Origin of the sequence: Staphylococcus cornubiensis (assembly GCF_900183575.1) — a bacterium.
Lineage (GTDB): Bacteria > Bacillota > Bacilli > Staphylococcales > Staphylococcaceae > Staphylococcus > Staphylococcus cornubiensis.
The window spans coordinates 114,149-131,181 of record NZ_FXUZ01000001.1 but is presented as its reverse complement, the minus strand read 5'-3'; the positions used below and the strand labels follow the sequence as shown (position 1 = coordinate 131,181).

The 17,033-nt window shown below is 36.9% G+C and carries 13 protein-coding genes; 4 read left to right on the top strand and 9 right to left on the bottom strand.

Annotated elements, in window-relative coordinates; all coding sequences use genetic code 11:
• Positions 1–121: 121 nt before the first annotated feature.
• Entirely contained in the window at positions 122–739 is a 618-nt protein-coding gene (locus tag CCE82_RS00755) for a lysophospholipid acyltransferase family protein (protein ID WP_086427533.1), read from the bottom strand.
• A gap of 154 nt (positions 740–893) precedes the next feature.
• Here CCE82_RS00755 and CCE82_RS00750 point away from each other — a divergent pair, with 154 nt between their 5' ends.
• On the top strand, positions 894–2,165 hold the full coding sequence (locus tag CCE82_RS00750; RefSeq protein ID WP_086427532.1) for a S1C family serine protease: 1,272 nt from the start codon (positions 894–896) through the stop codon (positions 2,163–2,165).
• A 55-nt stretch (positions 2,166–2,220) separates the two neighbouring features.
• On the opposite strand, the gene tyrS is transcribed toward CCE82_RS00750, so the two are convergent.
• Positions 2,221–3,483, bottom strand: coding sequence for a tyrosine--tRNA ligase (gene tyrS / locus CCE82_RS00745; RefSeq protein WP_086427531.1), 1,263 nt, complete (start codon positions 3,481–3,483; stop codon positions 2,221–2,223).
• Between the two features lie 345 nt (positions 3,484–3,828).
• Between tyrS and CCE82_RS00740 the strand changes: the two genes are divergently transcribed.
• The gene (locus tag CCE82_RS00740; protein WP_086427530.1) at positions 3,829–4,725 is read left to right on the top strand and encodes a biosynthetic peptidoglycan transglycosylase; all 897 of its coding nucleotides are present in this window, start codon (positions 3,829–3,831) and stop codon (positions 4,723–4,725) included.
• A 166-nt stretch (positions 4,726–4,891) separates the two neighbouring features.
• On the opposite strand, the gene CCE82_RS00735 is transcribed toward CCE82_RS00740, so the two are convergent.
• Together CCE82_RS00735 and acsA are read right to left on the bottom strand one after the other, a co-directional pair.
• Positions 4,892–6,559, bottom strand: a complete 1,668-nt coding sequence (locus CCE82_RS00735) for a formate--tetrahydrofolate ligase (RefSeq protein WP_086427529.1) — start codon at positions 6,557–6,559, stop codon at positions 4,892–4,894.
• Positions 6,560–7,015: 456 nt separating this feature from the next.
• Positions 7,016–8,725, bottom strand: coding sequence for an acetate--CoA ligase (acsA, locus tag CCE82_RS00730; RefSeq protein WP_086427528.1), 1,710 nt, complete (start codon positions 8,723–8,725; stop codon positions 7,016–7,018).
• 163 nt (positions 8,726–8,888) lie between these two features.
• Here acsA and CCE82_RS00725 point away from each other — a divergent pair, with 163 nt between their 5' ends.
• Together CCE82_RS00725 and CCE82_RS00720 are read left to right on the top strand one after the other, a co-directional pair.
• Positions 8,889–9,521: a GNAT family N-acetyltransferase gene (locus tag CCE82_RS00725; protein WP_086427527.1), complete on the top strand. Its 633-nt coding sequence runs from the start codon at positions 8,889–8,891 to the stop codon at positions 9,519–9,521.
• Positions 9,522–9,534: 13 nt separating this feature from the next.
• On the top strand, positions 9,535–10,692 hold the full coding sequence (locus tag CCE82_RS00720) for an acetoin utilization protein AcuC (protein ID WP_086427526.1): 1,158 nt from the start codon (positions 9,535–9,537) through the stop codon (positions 10,690–10,692).
• A gap of 86 nt (positions 10,693–10,778) precedes the next feature.
• On the opposite strand, the gene ccpA is transcribed toward CCE82_RS00720, so the two are convergent.
• From ccpA to murC, 5 genes are all read right to left on the bottom strand, one after another.
• Positions 10,779–11,768, bottom strand: coding sequence for a catabolite control protein A (ccpA, locus tag CCE82_RS00715; protein ID WP_086427525.1), 990 nt, complete (start codon positions 11,766–11,768; stop codon positions 10,779–10,781).
• A gap of 353 nt (positions 11,769–12,121) precedes the next feature.
• Positions 12,122–13,213: a bifunctional 3-deoxy-7-phosphoheptulonate synthase/chorismate mutase gene (locus tag CCE82_RS00710; protein ID WP_086427524.1), complete on the bottom strand. Its 1,092-nt coding sequence runs from the start codon at positions 13,211–13,213 to the stop codon at positions 12,122–12,124.
• Positions 13,214–13,830: 617 nt separating this feature from the next.
• Positions 13,831–14,919: a hypothetical protein gene (locus CCE82_RS00705; RefSeq protein WP_086427523.1), complete on the bottom strand. Its 1,089-nt coding sequence runs from the start codon at positions 14,917–14,919 to the stop codon at positions 13,831–13,833.
• Between the two features lie 94 nt (positions 14,920–15,013).
• Complete coding sequence (locus CCE82_RS00700; RefSeq protein ID WP_086427522.1) at positions 15,014–15,625, bottom strand: DUF948 domain-containing protein; 612 nt, start codon at positions 15,623–15,625, stop codon at positions 15,014–15,016.
• Positions 15,626–15,704: 79 nt separating this feature from the next.
• Positions 15,705–17,018, bottom strand: a complete 1,314-nt coding sequence (gene murC / locus CCE82_RS00695) for a UDP-N-acetylmuramate--L-alanine ligase (RefSeq protein WP_086427521.1) — start codon at positions 17,016–17,018, stop codon at positions 15,705–15,707.
• Positions 17,019–17,033: the final 15 nt, after the last annotated feature.

Genomic DNA, 17,033 nt, shown 5'->3' with positions numbered 1-17,033 from the left:
ATCCCGTCGTCGAATTAAGACAAGCGCCATGGAAAATGTAACACGATTAAGCAACCATTAATCTTATATTAGGAAATAAAAAAGCAATACAAGTCATCACAACTCATATCGCTTTCTCACCTTATTTACTTCTTACATAAGCATTCAATTCTTTTTGCAACTGCTTCGTACGTTCACTAATCTGCTGCGTCACATAATCCACTTTTTCTTGACGATTTAAATCTTTTGGAAGGTTCGCCGTATCAATCGGTTCACCAAATTTAATGTAAGCTTTACCAGTTAATAAACCCATTAATTTCGTTGGACCCACATATGCCGCTGGTAAAATCGGTTGTTTTGCCAAAATCGCAATCGTCGCAGCACCACGTTTTAAAGGCGCTTCTTCTGTCGTACGATGACCTTGTGGAAAAATACCCACGATTTTATTGTCTTTTAATAATTTTACGGGTGTCTTCAATGTGCTTGGCCCTGGATTTTCACGATTCACTGGAAATGCATTCAAACGTGTTAATAATCCACCAAACCATTTGTTTTTAAACAGTTCTTGCTTTGCCATGTAGTGAATTTGGTTCGGTAATAATGATACACCTAACAATAATATTTCGTTGTAACTTTCATGATTACACGTCACAACATAACGATTTGACTTAGGTTGATGGCCAATTCCAATCACCTCTAAATTTTTCAATAATTTTACTACAATTAATTCAATAATGGATCCGATAATATGATATAACATCTTCACACCTGCTTTTACATTAGATTAATCCTTTAAATTCTATCATCTCCACTCTTTTTCAACAAGCATTCAATAAAATCCGTCTAAAGTTGGATAGTATCACACTGGTAAAAATTTTAAAAACCTATCATAATAATGATAAAGGAGGAATTTTATGCGAGAAAACGATAATGAACAACAACCAAAAGAACAACAAGAAATACAACAGAATCAGCATGTAGATGGTGGTCAACATCATACAACTTATCGTACACCACCCCCTCCAAGGAAAGCACCATTCCCATGGCTAAAAGTGATTCTCGTTTCATTAATCGCTGGTATTTTAGGTGCGCTCATTGTAGTTGGGGTTACGGGAGGATTATCAAACGTATTACCTTGGGGCAATCACAATGGTTCTGAAGTTAATGTAGCAAACAATCAAAAAGGCGGTAACTCGCTTGATGGTAAAAGTAGTAAATACAAGTCGGTGAACGAAATGATTAAAGATCAAGCACCGGCCATTGTGGGTGTTATCAATGAACAACGTGCCCAAAATTTAGGTGATTTATTACAAGGTAAATCTGCAAAAGCTGAACCAACAGGTATCGGTTCAGGTGTGGTTTACCAAAAAAATAACGGGGATGCATTTATCGTAACAAACAATCATGTCATCGAAGGTGCTTCTTCAATTAAAGTACAATTACACAATTCTAAACAAGTCGATGCCAAACTTGTCGGCACCGACCCATTAACAGATATTGCTGTGCTTAAAATTAAAGATAGAAACGATATTAAAGCCATTACTTTTGGTGACTCATCAAAAGTGAAAACAGGCGACAGTGTTTTTGCGATGGGTAACCCACTCGGTTTAGAATTTGCAAATACAGTGACTTCTGGTATCATTTCAGCAAGTGAACGTACGATTGAAGCTGACACTTCTGCAGGTTCCAACAAAGTCACAGTGCTCCAAACAGATGCAGCGATTAACCCTGGTAACTCAGGCGGTGCTCTAGTGGATATTGACGGTAATCTTGTAGGAATTAACTCAATGAAAATTGCTGCACCACAAGTAGAAGGCATTGGTTTTGCGATTCCAAGTAATGAAGTGAAATTAGTCATTGGTGAACTCGTTAAACATGGTGAAGTCAAACGCCCTTCTATTGGTATTGGTATGATTAATGTTGCGGATATTCCAGAACAATACAAAACAAATAGTGGTGTTGATTCAGGCGTTTATGTCGCTCAAGTACAACGACGCGGCATCGATGTTGAAAAAGGCGACATTATCGTGGCAATTGATGGACATAAAGTAGACAGTGATACAGATTTAAGATCTTACCTCTACAAAGATAAAAAGCCAGGCGACCATATTAAACTTAAAATTAATCGCGATGGCAAAACAAAAGAAGTTGACGTGACGTTAACCGAATCAAACGCATCTTCATAAGTTTAAAGAAAAGAGATTAAGCAACCGAACATTGCCTAATCTCTTTTTTAAATGATTATTTGTAATTAACCATGAAATATTTTTTCTTACCTCGACGGATGATGGTAAATGTATCATCATAACGGTCGCTATTTGAAAGTGTATAATCTAAATCTTGTTGACGTTCCCCATTAATATAAATGGCGCCGTTTGTCACATCTTCACGCGCTTGACGTTTTGATGGAGAAATTTTTGTTTCCACTAATGCTTCCACTAAATTTGTCGTCTCTTTTGATAACGTCACTTGTGGTACATCTTTGAAGCCTGCTTTAATTTCTTCAGCAGATAATGATTTCAAGTCACCTTTAAATAACGCTTGTGAAATACGTTGTGCTTCTACTAATGCATCTTCTCCATGAATGAAGCGTGTCACATTTTCAGCAAGTGTTGTCTGTGCTTTTCTTAAATGTGGCTCTTCTTCAACAGATTTCGCTAATGTATCAATTTCTTCTTTAGATAAGAACGTAAAGTATTTTAAGAACTTAATCACGTCATCATCGCTTGTATTAATCCAAAATTGGTAGAATTCATATGGGCTTGTTTTGTCAGCATCTAACCAAACTGTACCTGATTCAGATTTACCGAATTTTTTACCATCCGCTTTTGTTACAAGTGGAATTGTGAAGCCGTAAGCATCCGTCACACCGTACATACGACGCATCAATTCGATACCACTCGTAATATTCCCCCATTGATCAGAACCACCAATTTGAATTTTACAATCATGTACACGATTCAAATGGCCAAAATCGATTGCTTGTAAAATCGTGTAAGTAAATTCAGTGTATGAAATCCCCGTTTCAAGACGTGTTTGGATTGAATCTTTACCTAACATGTAATTCACACCTACATGTTTACCGTAATCGCGTAAAAACTCAATTAAAGAAATTTGACTTAACCAATCGTAGTTATTGACTAAAATCGGTCCATTTTCGACATTAAAATCAAACAATTGCTCCATTTGCTTTTGAATACCGCGAACGTTTTTTTCGACTTGTTCTTTAGTTTGGAGCACACGTTCTTCAGATTTGCCTGATGGGTCACCAATCATACCAGTCCCACCACCAACTAAAACGATTGGACGATGACCTGCTTCTTGAAAGCGACGCAATGTTAAATAAGGTAATAAATGTCCGATATGTAAACTATCAGCCGTTGGGTCAGCACCACAATAAATTTTTACTTCTTCTTTATTTAAAAGTGATTCAATACCCTCTTCATCGGTTTGTTGATAAATAAGACCTCTCCAACTTAATTCCTCTAACAATGCATTTGCCATAAAATAACCTCCTTAAAAATAAAAAAACACCACTTACATAAACGTAAGGGCGCAAATTGCACGGTACCACCATACTTGGGACTCTTACAATGATACGTTCATTGCCAACGTTGAAATCTATTGTTGAGGTGTATTCATAAACAAGCCATTATCAGTTCACAGCGACCACTGACTCTCTTAAAATCACTCAATTTACTACTTGTCCTCGATTTCAATGCTTAATGTGATTGTTATTCATTATAAAGATATATAAATTTAAAGTCAATCATAAAATTACAATGTATAACGACGCAATTTTGTAAATATGCTATACTGTTGATAAAAATTAATGGAGGTTTGTGACTAATGAAAACAAAAGAACAACATGAATTCACTACTCATATGTCGTTCAAGCGCTTTGACTTTTACATGCGTAGAATTAAGCAATTCATCATTTCGTTTGTTCTTTTTCTGCTCATTGGGTTTATTTTTGTATGCGGATTATTACTCGGCTATTTTGCGAGTATTGTCTCAGATTCAAAATCACTCAATGATCATGATTTAATCCAACAAGTCACTCGTCTTCCAGAACTGAACGTCGAACAACCTGAAAATACAGATTTTATTGCACTCTATAACGAACAAGAACCAAGTTTAATCGCTGGTCCTGCAGAAGTGTCGCCCTTTGTTACAAAAGCATTAGTCGCTTCAGAAGACGCTGATTTTTATGTACATAATGGCGTATTACCTAAAGCCATTCTAAGAGCGATGTTCCAAGATATTTTTGACACCCAATTTCCGACAGGCGGCAGTACGATTACACAGCAACTCGTCAAAAATCAAATTCTTACGAAAGAACGCACTTATGACCGTAAAGCGAAAGAAATTATGTATGCACTAAGAATTGAACACATTTTATCGAAAGACGAAATCATTTATACGTATTTAAATCTTGTGCCGTTTGGACTGGATACAAATGGACAAAATGTGACTGGTATCACTTCAGCATCATATGGGTTATTCGGAAAACCACCTAAAACATTAAACTTAGCTGAGGCCGCTTACCTCGTCGGATTATTACAAAGTCCTTATGCATATACACCATTCAATCATGATGGGACGCTTAAAGATGAAGAAGACGTATCCTTCTCAGTTCACCGTCAACATTACGTATTGAAGCGTATGTTAGTTGAACAGATGATTTCAAGAGATGCATATACAAAAGCACTCGACTATGATATTTATGACCATTTGTACGATTAATCGATAGGAAAACCACTTTCTGAATCACTATCACCACTGGATTTTACACTTACGATAATGAATTTACGTTCCGGAATTAAGACGGCACGTGAAAAAGGGCTAGGGAATTAAGTTTTCCTAGCCCTATGTTTCTTCATGCTGTTCATGAATCATAAATGGAACTGAGTTAGAACAAACCAATCGCATGGCCGTCTTCAGTCACGTCCATTTTTAAGGCAGCTGGTTTTTTCGGTAAACCTGGCATTGTCATAATCGCGCCAGTTAACGCAACGATAAAGCCTGCACCTGTTTTGGCTTCAAGTTCACGAATCGTAATTTCGAAGTCAGATGGTGCACCTAGCTGTGTTTGATCATCTGTGAATGAATATTGTGTTTTTGCCATACACACTGGGTAATGATCCCAACCGTTTGCTTTAAACTGTGCTAATTGCTTTTGCGCTTTTGACGTAAATGTCACTTTTGAACCGCCATAAATGTCTTTAACGATTTTTTCAATTTTCTCTTCAAGTGGCATTTCTAATTCGTATAATCGTTTGAATTGTTTTGGTGAATGAATGACTTCAAGTACTTTTTCTGCTAAATCCGTACCACCTTTACCACCTTTTTCCCAAACTTCTGTTAATGATAAGCGAACATCATTTTCTTTCGCCCATTGTTGCACAAATTCAAATTCTGCGTCTGTATCGTGAATGAAAGCATTTAAAGCCACGACAGGTTCAACACCAAATTTGCGAATATTTTGGACATGACGTTCTAAGTTTTTAATACCGGCTTTAAGTGCGACAACATTTTCTTCTTTTAAATTGTCTTTCGCTACACCACCATGCATTTTAAGCGCACGAATCGTCGCGACAATCACGACCGCATCAGGTTCGAAGTTCGCTTTACGTGATTTAATATTCAAGAATTTTTCAGCACCTAAATCAGAACCAAAACCTGCTTCTGTGACTACGATATCCGCTAAATCACGTGCTGTCTCTGTTGCGATAATTGAGTTACAACCATGTGCAATATTCGCAAATGGACCACCATGAATGAGTGCAGGTGTGCCTTCAATGGTTTGTACAAGATTCGGCTTAATCGCATCTTTTAAAATCATCGCTAAAGCGCCCTCTACACCTAAATCTTTAACAGTGACAGGTTGACGTTCACGCGTATAACCTATCGTAATTTTCGAAATACTTTCTTTAAGGTCTTTGATACCAGTACTCAAGCAAAGAATCGCCATAATTTCTGAGGCAACTGTAATATTGAAACCATCTTCTCTTGGTACGCCTTGTGTTGGACCACCAATACCAACAATCACTTGACGGAGTGCGCGATCGTTCATGTCCAATACACGTTTCCACTCAATGCGACGTTGATCAATACCAAGTTCATTACCTTGATGAATATGGTTATCTATAAAAGCTGAGAGTGCATTATTAGCTGTCGTAATTGCATGAAAATCACCATTAAAATGCAAATTAATATCTTCCATTGGGAGTACTTGCGCATAGCCGCCGCCAGTTGCCCCACCTTTAATACCGAATGTCGGTCCAAGTGCTGGCTCACGTAATGCGACCATCACATTTTGATTGATTTGTTGGAATGCATCTGCCAATCCAACTGTCACTGTCGATTTCCCTTCTCCAGCAGGTGTTGGACTCATTGCCGTCACAAGTACAACCTTCCCTTTTTCATTTTTTGTTTGGATTTTGGAAATATCAATTTTGGCTTTGTAGTGGCCATATTGTTCAAGTGCATCTTCGGAAATACCTGCTTTTTCAGCAATTTCCTTAATTGGTTTTAATGTTGATTGATTTGCAATTTCTAAATCTGTTAAATGACTCACATAATTCAACCCCTTAATCAATTTGAGAAATGATGACGTTATGTAAACGCATACAAATAAAATATATCAAGCTGTTTCAATATTTATCATAACGAACAATGGGGTGATTGTCGAACAAAAACAAGCCTATTTTCTGAAATAGAGATGATGCATAAAAATTTTTGATGCTATTGATGCAGTATTTTGTTTAACTTGCCCTTTCGCTATGAATTGTGTTTATGATTGCCCTCAAAGCTTCGTGTTCTTAGGAGCTGGCCCTTCAAGAGTGTCAACCTTCTAGGCAATCTTACATCCAGTACAGTCATTTAGGGCAAGGTTCCGAAATGATGACAAACAATAGCATCCCATTTTCACCTCCACTTCATCCTCATTTTTCGATGGTTTCATCATGCATGGATATAAATCCATCAAAAAAGGCCTGGACATGATATAGCCCAAACCTTTTAATATTTTCTCTTAATCTTCCATTGTACTTAAATCGCCTGTTGGTAAATCGAGCTCCCACGCTTTTAATACGCGACGCATGATTTTACCTGAACGCGTTTTCGGCAACTTATCTTTAAATTCAATTTCTCTTGGTGCAGCATGTGCAGCTAAACCTTCTTTAACAAACTTACGAATATCTTCTTTCAATTCATCAGAAGGCTCATAACCTTGACGCAATGCAACGAAAGCTTTAATAATCTCACCGCGAACCGGATCTGGCTTACCGATAACACCTGCTTCTGCAACTGCAGCATGTTCAACTAATTTCGACTCTACTTCAAATGGTCCAACACGCTCACCAGCTGTCATAATAACATCATCGACACGGCCTTGGAACCAGAAATAGCCATCTTCATCTTGATAAGCGGAGTCTCCTGAAACGTACCAGTCTCCAATAAAGTAAGATTGATACTTTTCAGGATTTTTCCAAACTTCGCGCATCATTGAAGGCCAACCTTTTTTAATTGCGAGATTCCCCATTCGATTCGGTGGCAACACGTTTCCTTCATTATCAATAATTGCTGCTTCAATACCAGGTAATGGTTTCCCCATTGAACCGAGCTTGATATCTTCTGCAAGGTAGTTGACGATCATGTGGCCACCCGTTTCAGTCATCCACCACGTATCCAATACACGTTTGCCGTAAACTTTTTTCGCCCACTTAATCACTTCTGGATTGAGTGGTTCACCTACTGATAAAATACTTCTTACTGTAGACAAATCGTATTTTTCAACTAAGTCATCACCCGCACTCATCAACATTCTTAATGCAGTCGGTGCTGTGTACCAAATTGTCACTTTGAAATCTTCTATCATAGAATACCAGCTCTCTGGAGAAAAACGTCCCCCAGCGATACAGTTCGTCACACCGTGTAACCATGGGGAAAAGATACCGTAAGATGTACCTGTTACCCAACCTGGATCTGCCGTACACCAATACACGTCATCTTCTTGGAAATCGAGGACGTATTTACCAGAAATGTAGTGTAGTAACATCGCTTCTTGTACATGCAATACCCCTTTTGGTTGGCCAGTTGAACCTGAAGTGTAGTGTAAAATCAGACCATCTTCACGCTCTAACCATTCAATATCAAAAGACGTCGATGCAGTGGTCATTTCTTGATTAAAGTCCACATATTGCGCATCTACATCATCATCAACGACAACAATGGTTTCTAAATTTGGTAATTGCTCTTGTGGAATACGTGATAATAAACTATTCGTCGTAATAATCACTTTAGCATCACTATTTTCTAAGCGGTCTTTCACTGCCTTTTCCATAAATGCTTCAAATAAAGGTCCTACAATGCCACCCAACTTTAAAATTCCAAAAAAAGCAAAGTAAAGTTCTGGCGTACGTGGCATAAAAATAAATACGCGGTCACCTTTTTGAACATTTGCTTTGTCTTTTAATACATTGGCAGCTTGATTCGATTTTTCTTGTAAATCTTTAAATGTGTAGCTTTCTTTACGTCGATTATCTTTATAATTTAATGCAATTTTGTCAGCTTTCCCTTCATTTACATGACGGTCAATACATTCATATGCCATATTTATTTTTCCAGTTTCATACCAAGAAAACACTTTCTCTACTTCTTGCCAATCAAACTGGTCATATGTAGTTTGATAATCTGTTAAATTGAAGTTGCCTTGATCCCCTTTGTAAACTTCGACTTTCATCACAAGTACCCCCTTGTATTGTAATCGGTTTCAAACTAACATCATTATACATTATCGGAGTATCGTTTTCAAAAAATTGTACTTATTCAGAATTTAAGGTGAAATTGTGTAAGTGTTATCATATAATAAAAATAGTGCAATATGTAAGAAAGGAGATGTGCCCATGAAACATATTAAAACCTATGAGTATGAAAGTTATACCGCTCAAGGACAAACTTTTATTATTGAAGGTCCAGTTTCAAAATCACAGTTACAAACTTTTACTTTCGATGATGGTCTCGATGCATTTCGGATTCCGATTGAACAATTTGAAGCAATACAGGAAATCAGTACATTAGACGAAGGGCGCATTTACATCATTAGAAAGGAAAATCATATCGTCGGTTACGTCACTTATTTATATCCTGATCCAATGGAGAGATGGTCTGAAGGTCAACTCCCCTATTTATTAGAACTTGGCGCAATTGAAATTAGTTTAGCTTATCGGGGGTTAGGTTTAGGGCGTATGTTGCTAAAAGTAAGTACACGTAGTCCTGAAATGGAAGATTATATTATCATTACAACCGAATACTATTGGCATTGGGATCTAAAAAACTCAAAACTCGACGTATTTGAATATAAAAAGTTAATGCAACGAATGATGTCGAATGGGGGATTAGAAGTATTTGCGACAGATGACCCGGAAATTACGAGCCATCCTGCAAACTGTTTAATGGCACGAATTGGTAAAAACATTACAGTCGACCAAATGGAAGCTTTTGATGATATCAGGTTTATGAATCGTTTCTTTTTCTAAGGGGGGATGTGATATGAAAAATCAGTCACAACGAGAAACGGGTTATGTTTATTCAGATGCATTACTACGCTATCGATTTCATAATAAGCACCCATTCAATCAAATGCGAGTGAAACTAACGACCGAATTATTACAGTCAACAGGTTATTTATCTGAAGAACAAATTATTAAGCCAAGACAAGCAACGATTGATGAAATTGCAATGGTACATAAATATGATTATATTCAAGCGATTATGCGTGGTGAAAGAAATCTTCTTGCCCCTGACGAACAACAAAAGTATGGTTTAGATGATGAAGATACGCATGTCTTTTCTAGAATTCATCGCAGTACAGCAACAATTATCGGTGGCGGCTTAAATTTAGTCGATGCGATTATGGATGGGAAATTTCGTAACGGTTGCCATTTAGGTGGTGGCTTGCACCATGCACATGAAGGTCGAGCGAGTGGTTTTTGTGTGTACAATGACGCTGCGATTTACATTAAATATTTAAATGAGAGATATCAACAACGCGTCCTCTATATTGACACAGACGCACATCATGGGGACGGTGTTCAATGGACTTTTTATGCGACAGATCAAGTGATGAACTACTCTATTCATGAAACCGGCAAATTTTTATTTCCAGGTTCTGGCCATTACACTGAGAGAGGAACGGATCAAGGATTTGGATACTCTATCAATGTACCGCTAGAACCGTACACTGAACATGAATCATTTTTAGATGTTTTTAAAAAAACGTTGTATCGAGTCGCTGAATCATTTCAACCAGATTTTATTGTCAGTGTAAATGGGTCGGACATTCATTATTTAGATCCTTTAACACATATGAGTTGTGATTTAAATACACTGTATCAAATTCCTTATATTATCACTGAAATTGCTGAAAAATATTGTGATGGCAAACAAATCATGTTGGGGGGCGGTGGATATAATATATGGCGTGTGGTACCGAGAGCCTGGAGTCATATTTATTTAAGTTTAATTCATCAACCCCCACTTCAAGGTCGTCTCCCTGAAGATTGGTTGAACAAGTGGCGTCATTATAGCCCTGTTCCGATTCCAGAATATTGGGAAGAACAATTTCAAGATTACCAAGAAATACCGAGACGTGCAGAAATTACACAACAAAATAATCAAGTCGCTGAAAATATTTTAAGCTGGTTTTAACTTTAACACTACAACGTACTGACATATAAAAAATAGGACGAGTCCACGTGTAACAACGCTTCACTCGTCCCTTTTTAATGCAATTTTTAACGTGTCGTACCACGATATTGAATTTTATGTGGTAAGATGACGTTTGGATTCTCAATATCTTCATTGTTCATATATTTTGTTAAGAGACGCATGCCCACTGCACCAATATCATATAAAGGCTGAATGACACTTGAAAGTTGTGGTCGCACCATTTCAACTAAACGTGTGTTGTTAAAGCTTACAATTTGAATATCTTTCGGTACTTCTAAACCATGATCTAACGCACCATGTACAATACCAATTGCTTGTTCATCACTGATAGATAATACTGCATCTGGTTGATAGTGACTTAACTTTTCATAAGCACGCAAACCATCTTTATACGTTTCATTACCAACATATAATAAATGTTCATCCACAGCGAGTTGATGTTGCTCTAACACTTCTTTAAGTCCTTCATAGACATCTTCTTGTGCTTTTTTAGAATAGCCACCGCCAACGAAAGCAAACTTTTTAGAACCTGTTTCGACTAATTTTTGTGTCACTTCTTTACTTGCTTGCACAAAATCAATATTCACAGATGCGATGCCGTCATCTTTGCCATTTGTTCCTGATACAACAACAGGGATAGAAGCACGACTAATTTGTTCTTTAATGTCATCCGTCAACGTTCCACCAAGGAAGATGATACCGTCGACTTGTTTACTTAATAAATTGTTAAAGATTTCTTTTTCTTTCTCCGGATCATCATCTGAGTTCGAAATAATTGTATGATATTTATACATCGTCGCAATATCTTCTAACCCACGTGCTAATTGCGAATAGTAGATGTTTGAAATATCCGGAATAATCACACCCACTGTTGTTGTTTTCTTACTTGCTAAACCTCGTGCTACGGCATTTGGACGATAGTTTAAACGCTTAATTACTTCATTCACTTTATCTCTTGTTTCAGGTTTCACGTTTTGATTGCCATTCACTACGCGTGATACCGTCGCCATAGATACTCTTGCTTCTCTAGCCACATCATAAATGGTTACAGTCATAATCCTTCCTCCTAGAAAACGCTTTATTTGTTATTATAATAAGTTTTCATGTCATTTTCAAAGTGTATCATAATTTGTGTTGTCAAAACATCTAAAACGCTTTCTTGTCATTGATTTGTCAAATTTATATATAGAATAATAATTGTCACTATCATTCAATTCATTATTTCATCAGTGTATTTAATCAAAAAATCATGAATCATATGTGTATGATACCTCTCACATAAGTTTGTGCAATGGTTGTATGTAAACGGAATATAATATTTCATGGAAGTCACGCATATAAAAAGGACAAGTCCCCTACGTTTTGTAGTAAGATCTTGCCCTTGAATAGTATTAAAATGTATGATGCATTATTTTAATTTCTTTTCGTTGTACATATCAGCTAATGGTTTAAGTACGTTGTAGAATTCATTGAACTCATTTAAATCCATTTGCTGACCGCTATCACTTAACGCCACTGCAGGTTCTGGGTGTACTTCTGCCATGACCCCGTCAGCACCAACAGCAAGTGCTGCCTTCGCTGCTGGTAACATAATGTCTTTACGTCCTGTACTGTGCGTCACATCAACCATGACTGGTAAATGTGTCCCTTGTTTTAAAATCGGTACCGCTGAAATATCTAATGTGTTACGTGTCGCTTTTTCATAAGTTCGAATACCACGTTCACATAGAATAATGTTTTGATTACCTTCTGACGCAATGTATTCTGCAGCATATACAAATTCTTCAATTGTTGCTGATAAGCCACGTTTGAGTAAAATAGGTTTACGTGTACGCCCTGCTTCTTTTAATAATTCAAAGTTTTGCATGTTACGTGCACCAATTTGGAAGACATCTAAGTACTGATCAGCAAGTTCAAAGTCATTCGGATGAACGATTTCACTGACTACATTTAAGTCGTATTTATCTTTCATTTGTTTAAGTATTTTTAAACCTTCTTCACCTAAGCCTTGGAAATCATATGGCGATGTACGTGGTTTGAATGCGCCACCACGAATGAACTTTTCGCCTTTTGCTTTCAAGTCTTTTGCCACTGCATCGATTTGGTCATAAGACTCAACCGAACACGGACCGAAGACGAAAGATTTTTGTCCTTCACCAATGATACCACCATTATCAAATTTCACGATTGTATCTTCAGGTTTTAACTTACGTGAGACATACAAATGTTTTTCATTATCTGATTTTTGTAAATCTGTTGAGGCTTTAAAAATTTCTTTAAACAGTTGTTTAATCACATTATCATTAAATGGACCTTGGTTTTTATCAATCAGCGTGTTTAGCATTTCTTTTTCACGTTGAGGATCATAAATTACAGTGCTCTGTTTACGTTTCTCCTCACCAATTTTTTGTGCTAATTCACCTCTTTTTGATAATAAGTCCAAAATTTGATCGTTAATCTCTTCAATCTGTTTTCTGTATGTTTCTAATTTACTTGTCATCATTTTTCACCCCAACCATTTTTCTAACTTGCTTTAAAGCAGTAAAATTTAAAAGTAGATATTGAGTATAGTAACAATATTATGTAGTAATTTCAACCCTTCTGACTTAATTAGGTTAAAAATATTTTTCTATTATGTTTTAAAATGTAAAGTATCCCCAATCATATGTCAACGAACAGAAACTTTCCTTTTTAATTTTGATGTTATATATTTTGAAAATTAAGTAAACTTATACTTCAAAAAAGTAGGGCTGAGGTTAATTGTACGTTCCTCAGCCCTTTATTTAGCGTTATAGTATTAAATTACCATACACAAGTGGCTACTGTTTAACGCGGTAGCTGTCTGTCTTCTCAAGACTTTCGCTTTTGAGCATCCTTGTCAGTCTTACGCGGCAATTCTACGAGATTTTTGTTGCACATAAGATTTCTGTACTGCTCCTGAAAATCCAATTCAGCTTCCATCCAGTATATACTCCAACCCAACCGAATTACGTTGAACTAATTCCTAAGAACGTGAATCCATAATGGCAATCGAAAATTAACAACCTTCACAAGGACGAAAGCAGTTTGGAAAAATTCAGCAATAATCAGCATCAAAAGTCCATGTATATTTACCGATTAGTCATTGAATGTATGTTTGCCAACTTTATTGTTTGTTTTTTTAGCTTTTTCTGTCACTTTTTTACTGTTAGCCTCAGTTTTAGCTTCAGTCTCATTTTTCACCTTTTGCTTAGGCTCTGACTTTTGAGCTGGAGTCGCTTTTTTCGCTTTGTTAGCAGATGGTTGACTATTCTTAGACTTAGCCCCTTTGCCTTGAGTCGTTTTTGCTTGTACCGTTTTACCTTGACGATCATGTGTAATGACACCATTTTCAAACGTTGCTTCACTATGCGAATTTTTTGGTACTGATGCTGTTGGATTAGATTCTGGTTTATTTACCGTTTGTCCTTGTTCGTTGACTTGTGTCTTTGTACTTTGACTTTTATCTTGTAAACGGTCTGAATCTACTTCGCTTCGAATCGCGCGTTGTTGTGCTGCAACTGATGTATCTGCGCTTGATTCCGTTTTTGATTCACCTTTATCATTCACTTTAACGTTTGAATCTTGTCCGCGGACCGATGTATCTTGTAAACGGTCTGAATCCACTTCACTTTGAATCGCGCGTTGTTGTGCAGCTACTTCACTATTCTGAGTTGTTTCGCTTGTTACCTTAGACTCTTGTTGCATTTGAGATTGTCTTTGTTTTGCAGCTTCAGCCAATCCTGTTGCCGTCACAGCTTCTGTCGTTGATGTTGCAACAGAAGACTGTTTAGATGATTGTTCGCGTGGTGTTTGGCCTTCTAAGCGATCTGAGTCCACTTCTTGGCGGATGGCACGTTGTTGTGCTGAGCGTTCAGCAGCTGAAGGTTCGTCTTGTGAAACTTTTGATTCTACTTTCATCCGTTGTGCTTGCGCTTTTAATGCTTCAGCTTTACGAATAGCTTCTTCTTTCAGTGCACTCGATGGCTCTCCATTTACTGTTGATGCTAAATTTTTATGACGTTTTTGAGTAGAACCTGGTTTTAAAATTAATCCTAATGCACTTCCTAAAATAGCCCCAGCGACAAAACCAAACACAAAATCTAGAGGTCGATATCCTGGTTCGTATTGAGGAACTTCATAACTTTCTAAACCTTTTGTATATAAATCACGATTATATTTTTCCATCTTCTTTTCCGCCTCCTATAATAAATGCACTTAAATTAAGTATTAGAACTCATTTAAGTGCATTCTGTTTAAAGCTTATTTAACATGACAACACTTATTTTGAATCTGTGTCATTCAATGTTGTGTATTTTGTGTTTACATCACTAGGATTTGTTGCGAAATCGTTAATGTTTTTATTTTCATATTGGTTGTTCACTAATTCTTCATTAGATAATGGTTGACCATTATGACCTTTTGCATTACGATTTGCATCATCTGCTACGTTGTTCGTTTTGTAAGCTGCACTACCGCGACGTTTTTTTCTATTTTGCCATTTGTCAGCGATTTCCATTGCAACGTTTGACCATTGAACAACTTGTGAAATTTTATCTTCATTTTGAGAAATGTTATGAGTGATTGAGTGTGTTACTCGATCAACAGAACCATTTAAAGTTTGTACTGAATCACCAATACCTTTAACCGCATCTACAACTGAGTTTAAGCGATTTGTTTTGTCTTGGATGTCTTCAGTTAAACGGTTAGCTTTGTGAAGTAAGTCTGTTGACTCACGCGTAATGCCTTGAATCTGACCTTCCACACCATCAAGTGTTTTAGCCACATGATCCAAGTTCTTTTTAACAGAAATCAATACAGCAACGATTCCGATTACTAAGATAAGAAAAGCAATTGCTGCGATGATCCCCGCGATAGGTAAAATCCATTCCATTCCTAAACGCCTCCTAATTGACTTTAAAATTATATGCTATTTATTTTAATTAAATACCCAACCTATTAGAACTCAAACATTAAAAACGCTGTTCAGCACCAATTTTTTCCATGTATGCTTTAAGAATTTTTTGAATGTCTCCTGCACCCATGAATAACAATACCGCATTGTCATGTTTTTGCAATTGTTCGACGCTCTCTTCATCAATCAAATACGCGCCATCAACCAATCTTAGTAAGTCATTGATGGACAGCTCACCTTGATTTTCACGAATTGAACCAAAAATATCACAAAGGTATGTTTGATCAGCAAGGTTTAACACATCTGCAAATTCTTGTAAAAATGCTTTCGTTCTAGAGAAAGTGTGTGGTTGGAATATGGCCACTACTTCCTTGTTCGGATATTTTTTTCTAGCTGTTTCAATTGTAGCACTAATTTCCCTCGGATGGTGTGCATAATCGTCAACTAATACTTGATTTTGGGCAAATGTTTCATTAAAGCGACGTTTCACACCACCAAATGTAATTAATGCTTCTTTAATGTTATCGATATCTAAATTTTCTAGATAGCTGATTGTTAACACGGCTAATGCATTTAAAATATTGTGGTCCCCATATTGCGGCGAAACAAAATGACCGTAGAATTCACCTTTAACATAAACGTCAAATTCTGTACCGCGACCTGTAACTTCAATATTTTGTGCATATACGTCCATCGAAGCATCAAAACCGTAGTAATACACAGGAATATCTACTTCGATATTTTTAACGTATGGATCGTCACCCCATGCAATAATGGCTTTTTTAACATTTTTCGCCATACCTTGGAATGCATTGATCACATCATCAACATCTTTAAAGTAGTCGGGATGGTCAAAGTCAATATTTGTAATGATGGCATAATCCGGTGAATAACTTAAAAAGTGACGACGATATTCACATGCCTCAAAAGCAAAATATTCACTTTGTGGCAAGCCCATGCCCGTTCCATCACCAATTAAAAATGATGTCTTTTTATCTCCATTCATAACATGAGAAAGTAGCCCCGTTGTTGATGTTTTGCCATGCGCGCCTGTGACTGCCACAGAAACGTATTCATTAATCACTTCGCTTAAAAAATCATGATAGCGAATTACTTTTAATCCGAGTTCATGTGCGCGAGCGATTTCTTCGTGTGAATCTTTAAAGGCATTACCTTGAATGATTGTTAGCCCTTCTTTAATATTGTCTGCATCAAAAGGTAAAATTTGAATGCCTTTATTTTTTAATGCAATTTCAGTAAAAACGTACTGGTCGATATCTGAACCTTGAACTTCATAACCGAGATCATAAATAATCTGTGCTAATGAACTCATACCAGCACCTTTAATACCAACAAAATGGTATCGTGTCATTCTGTCATCGCTCCT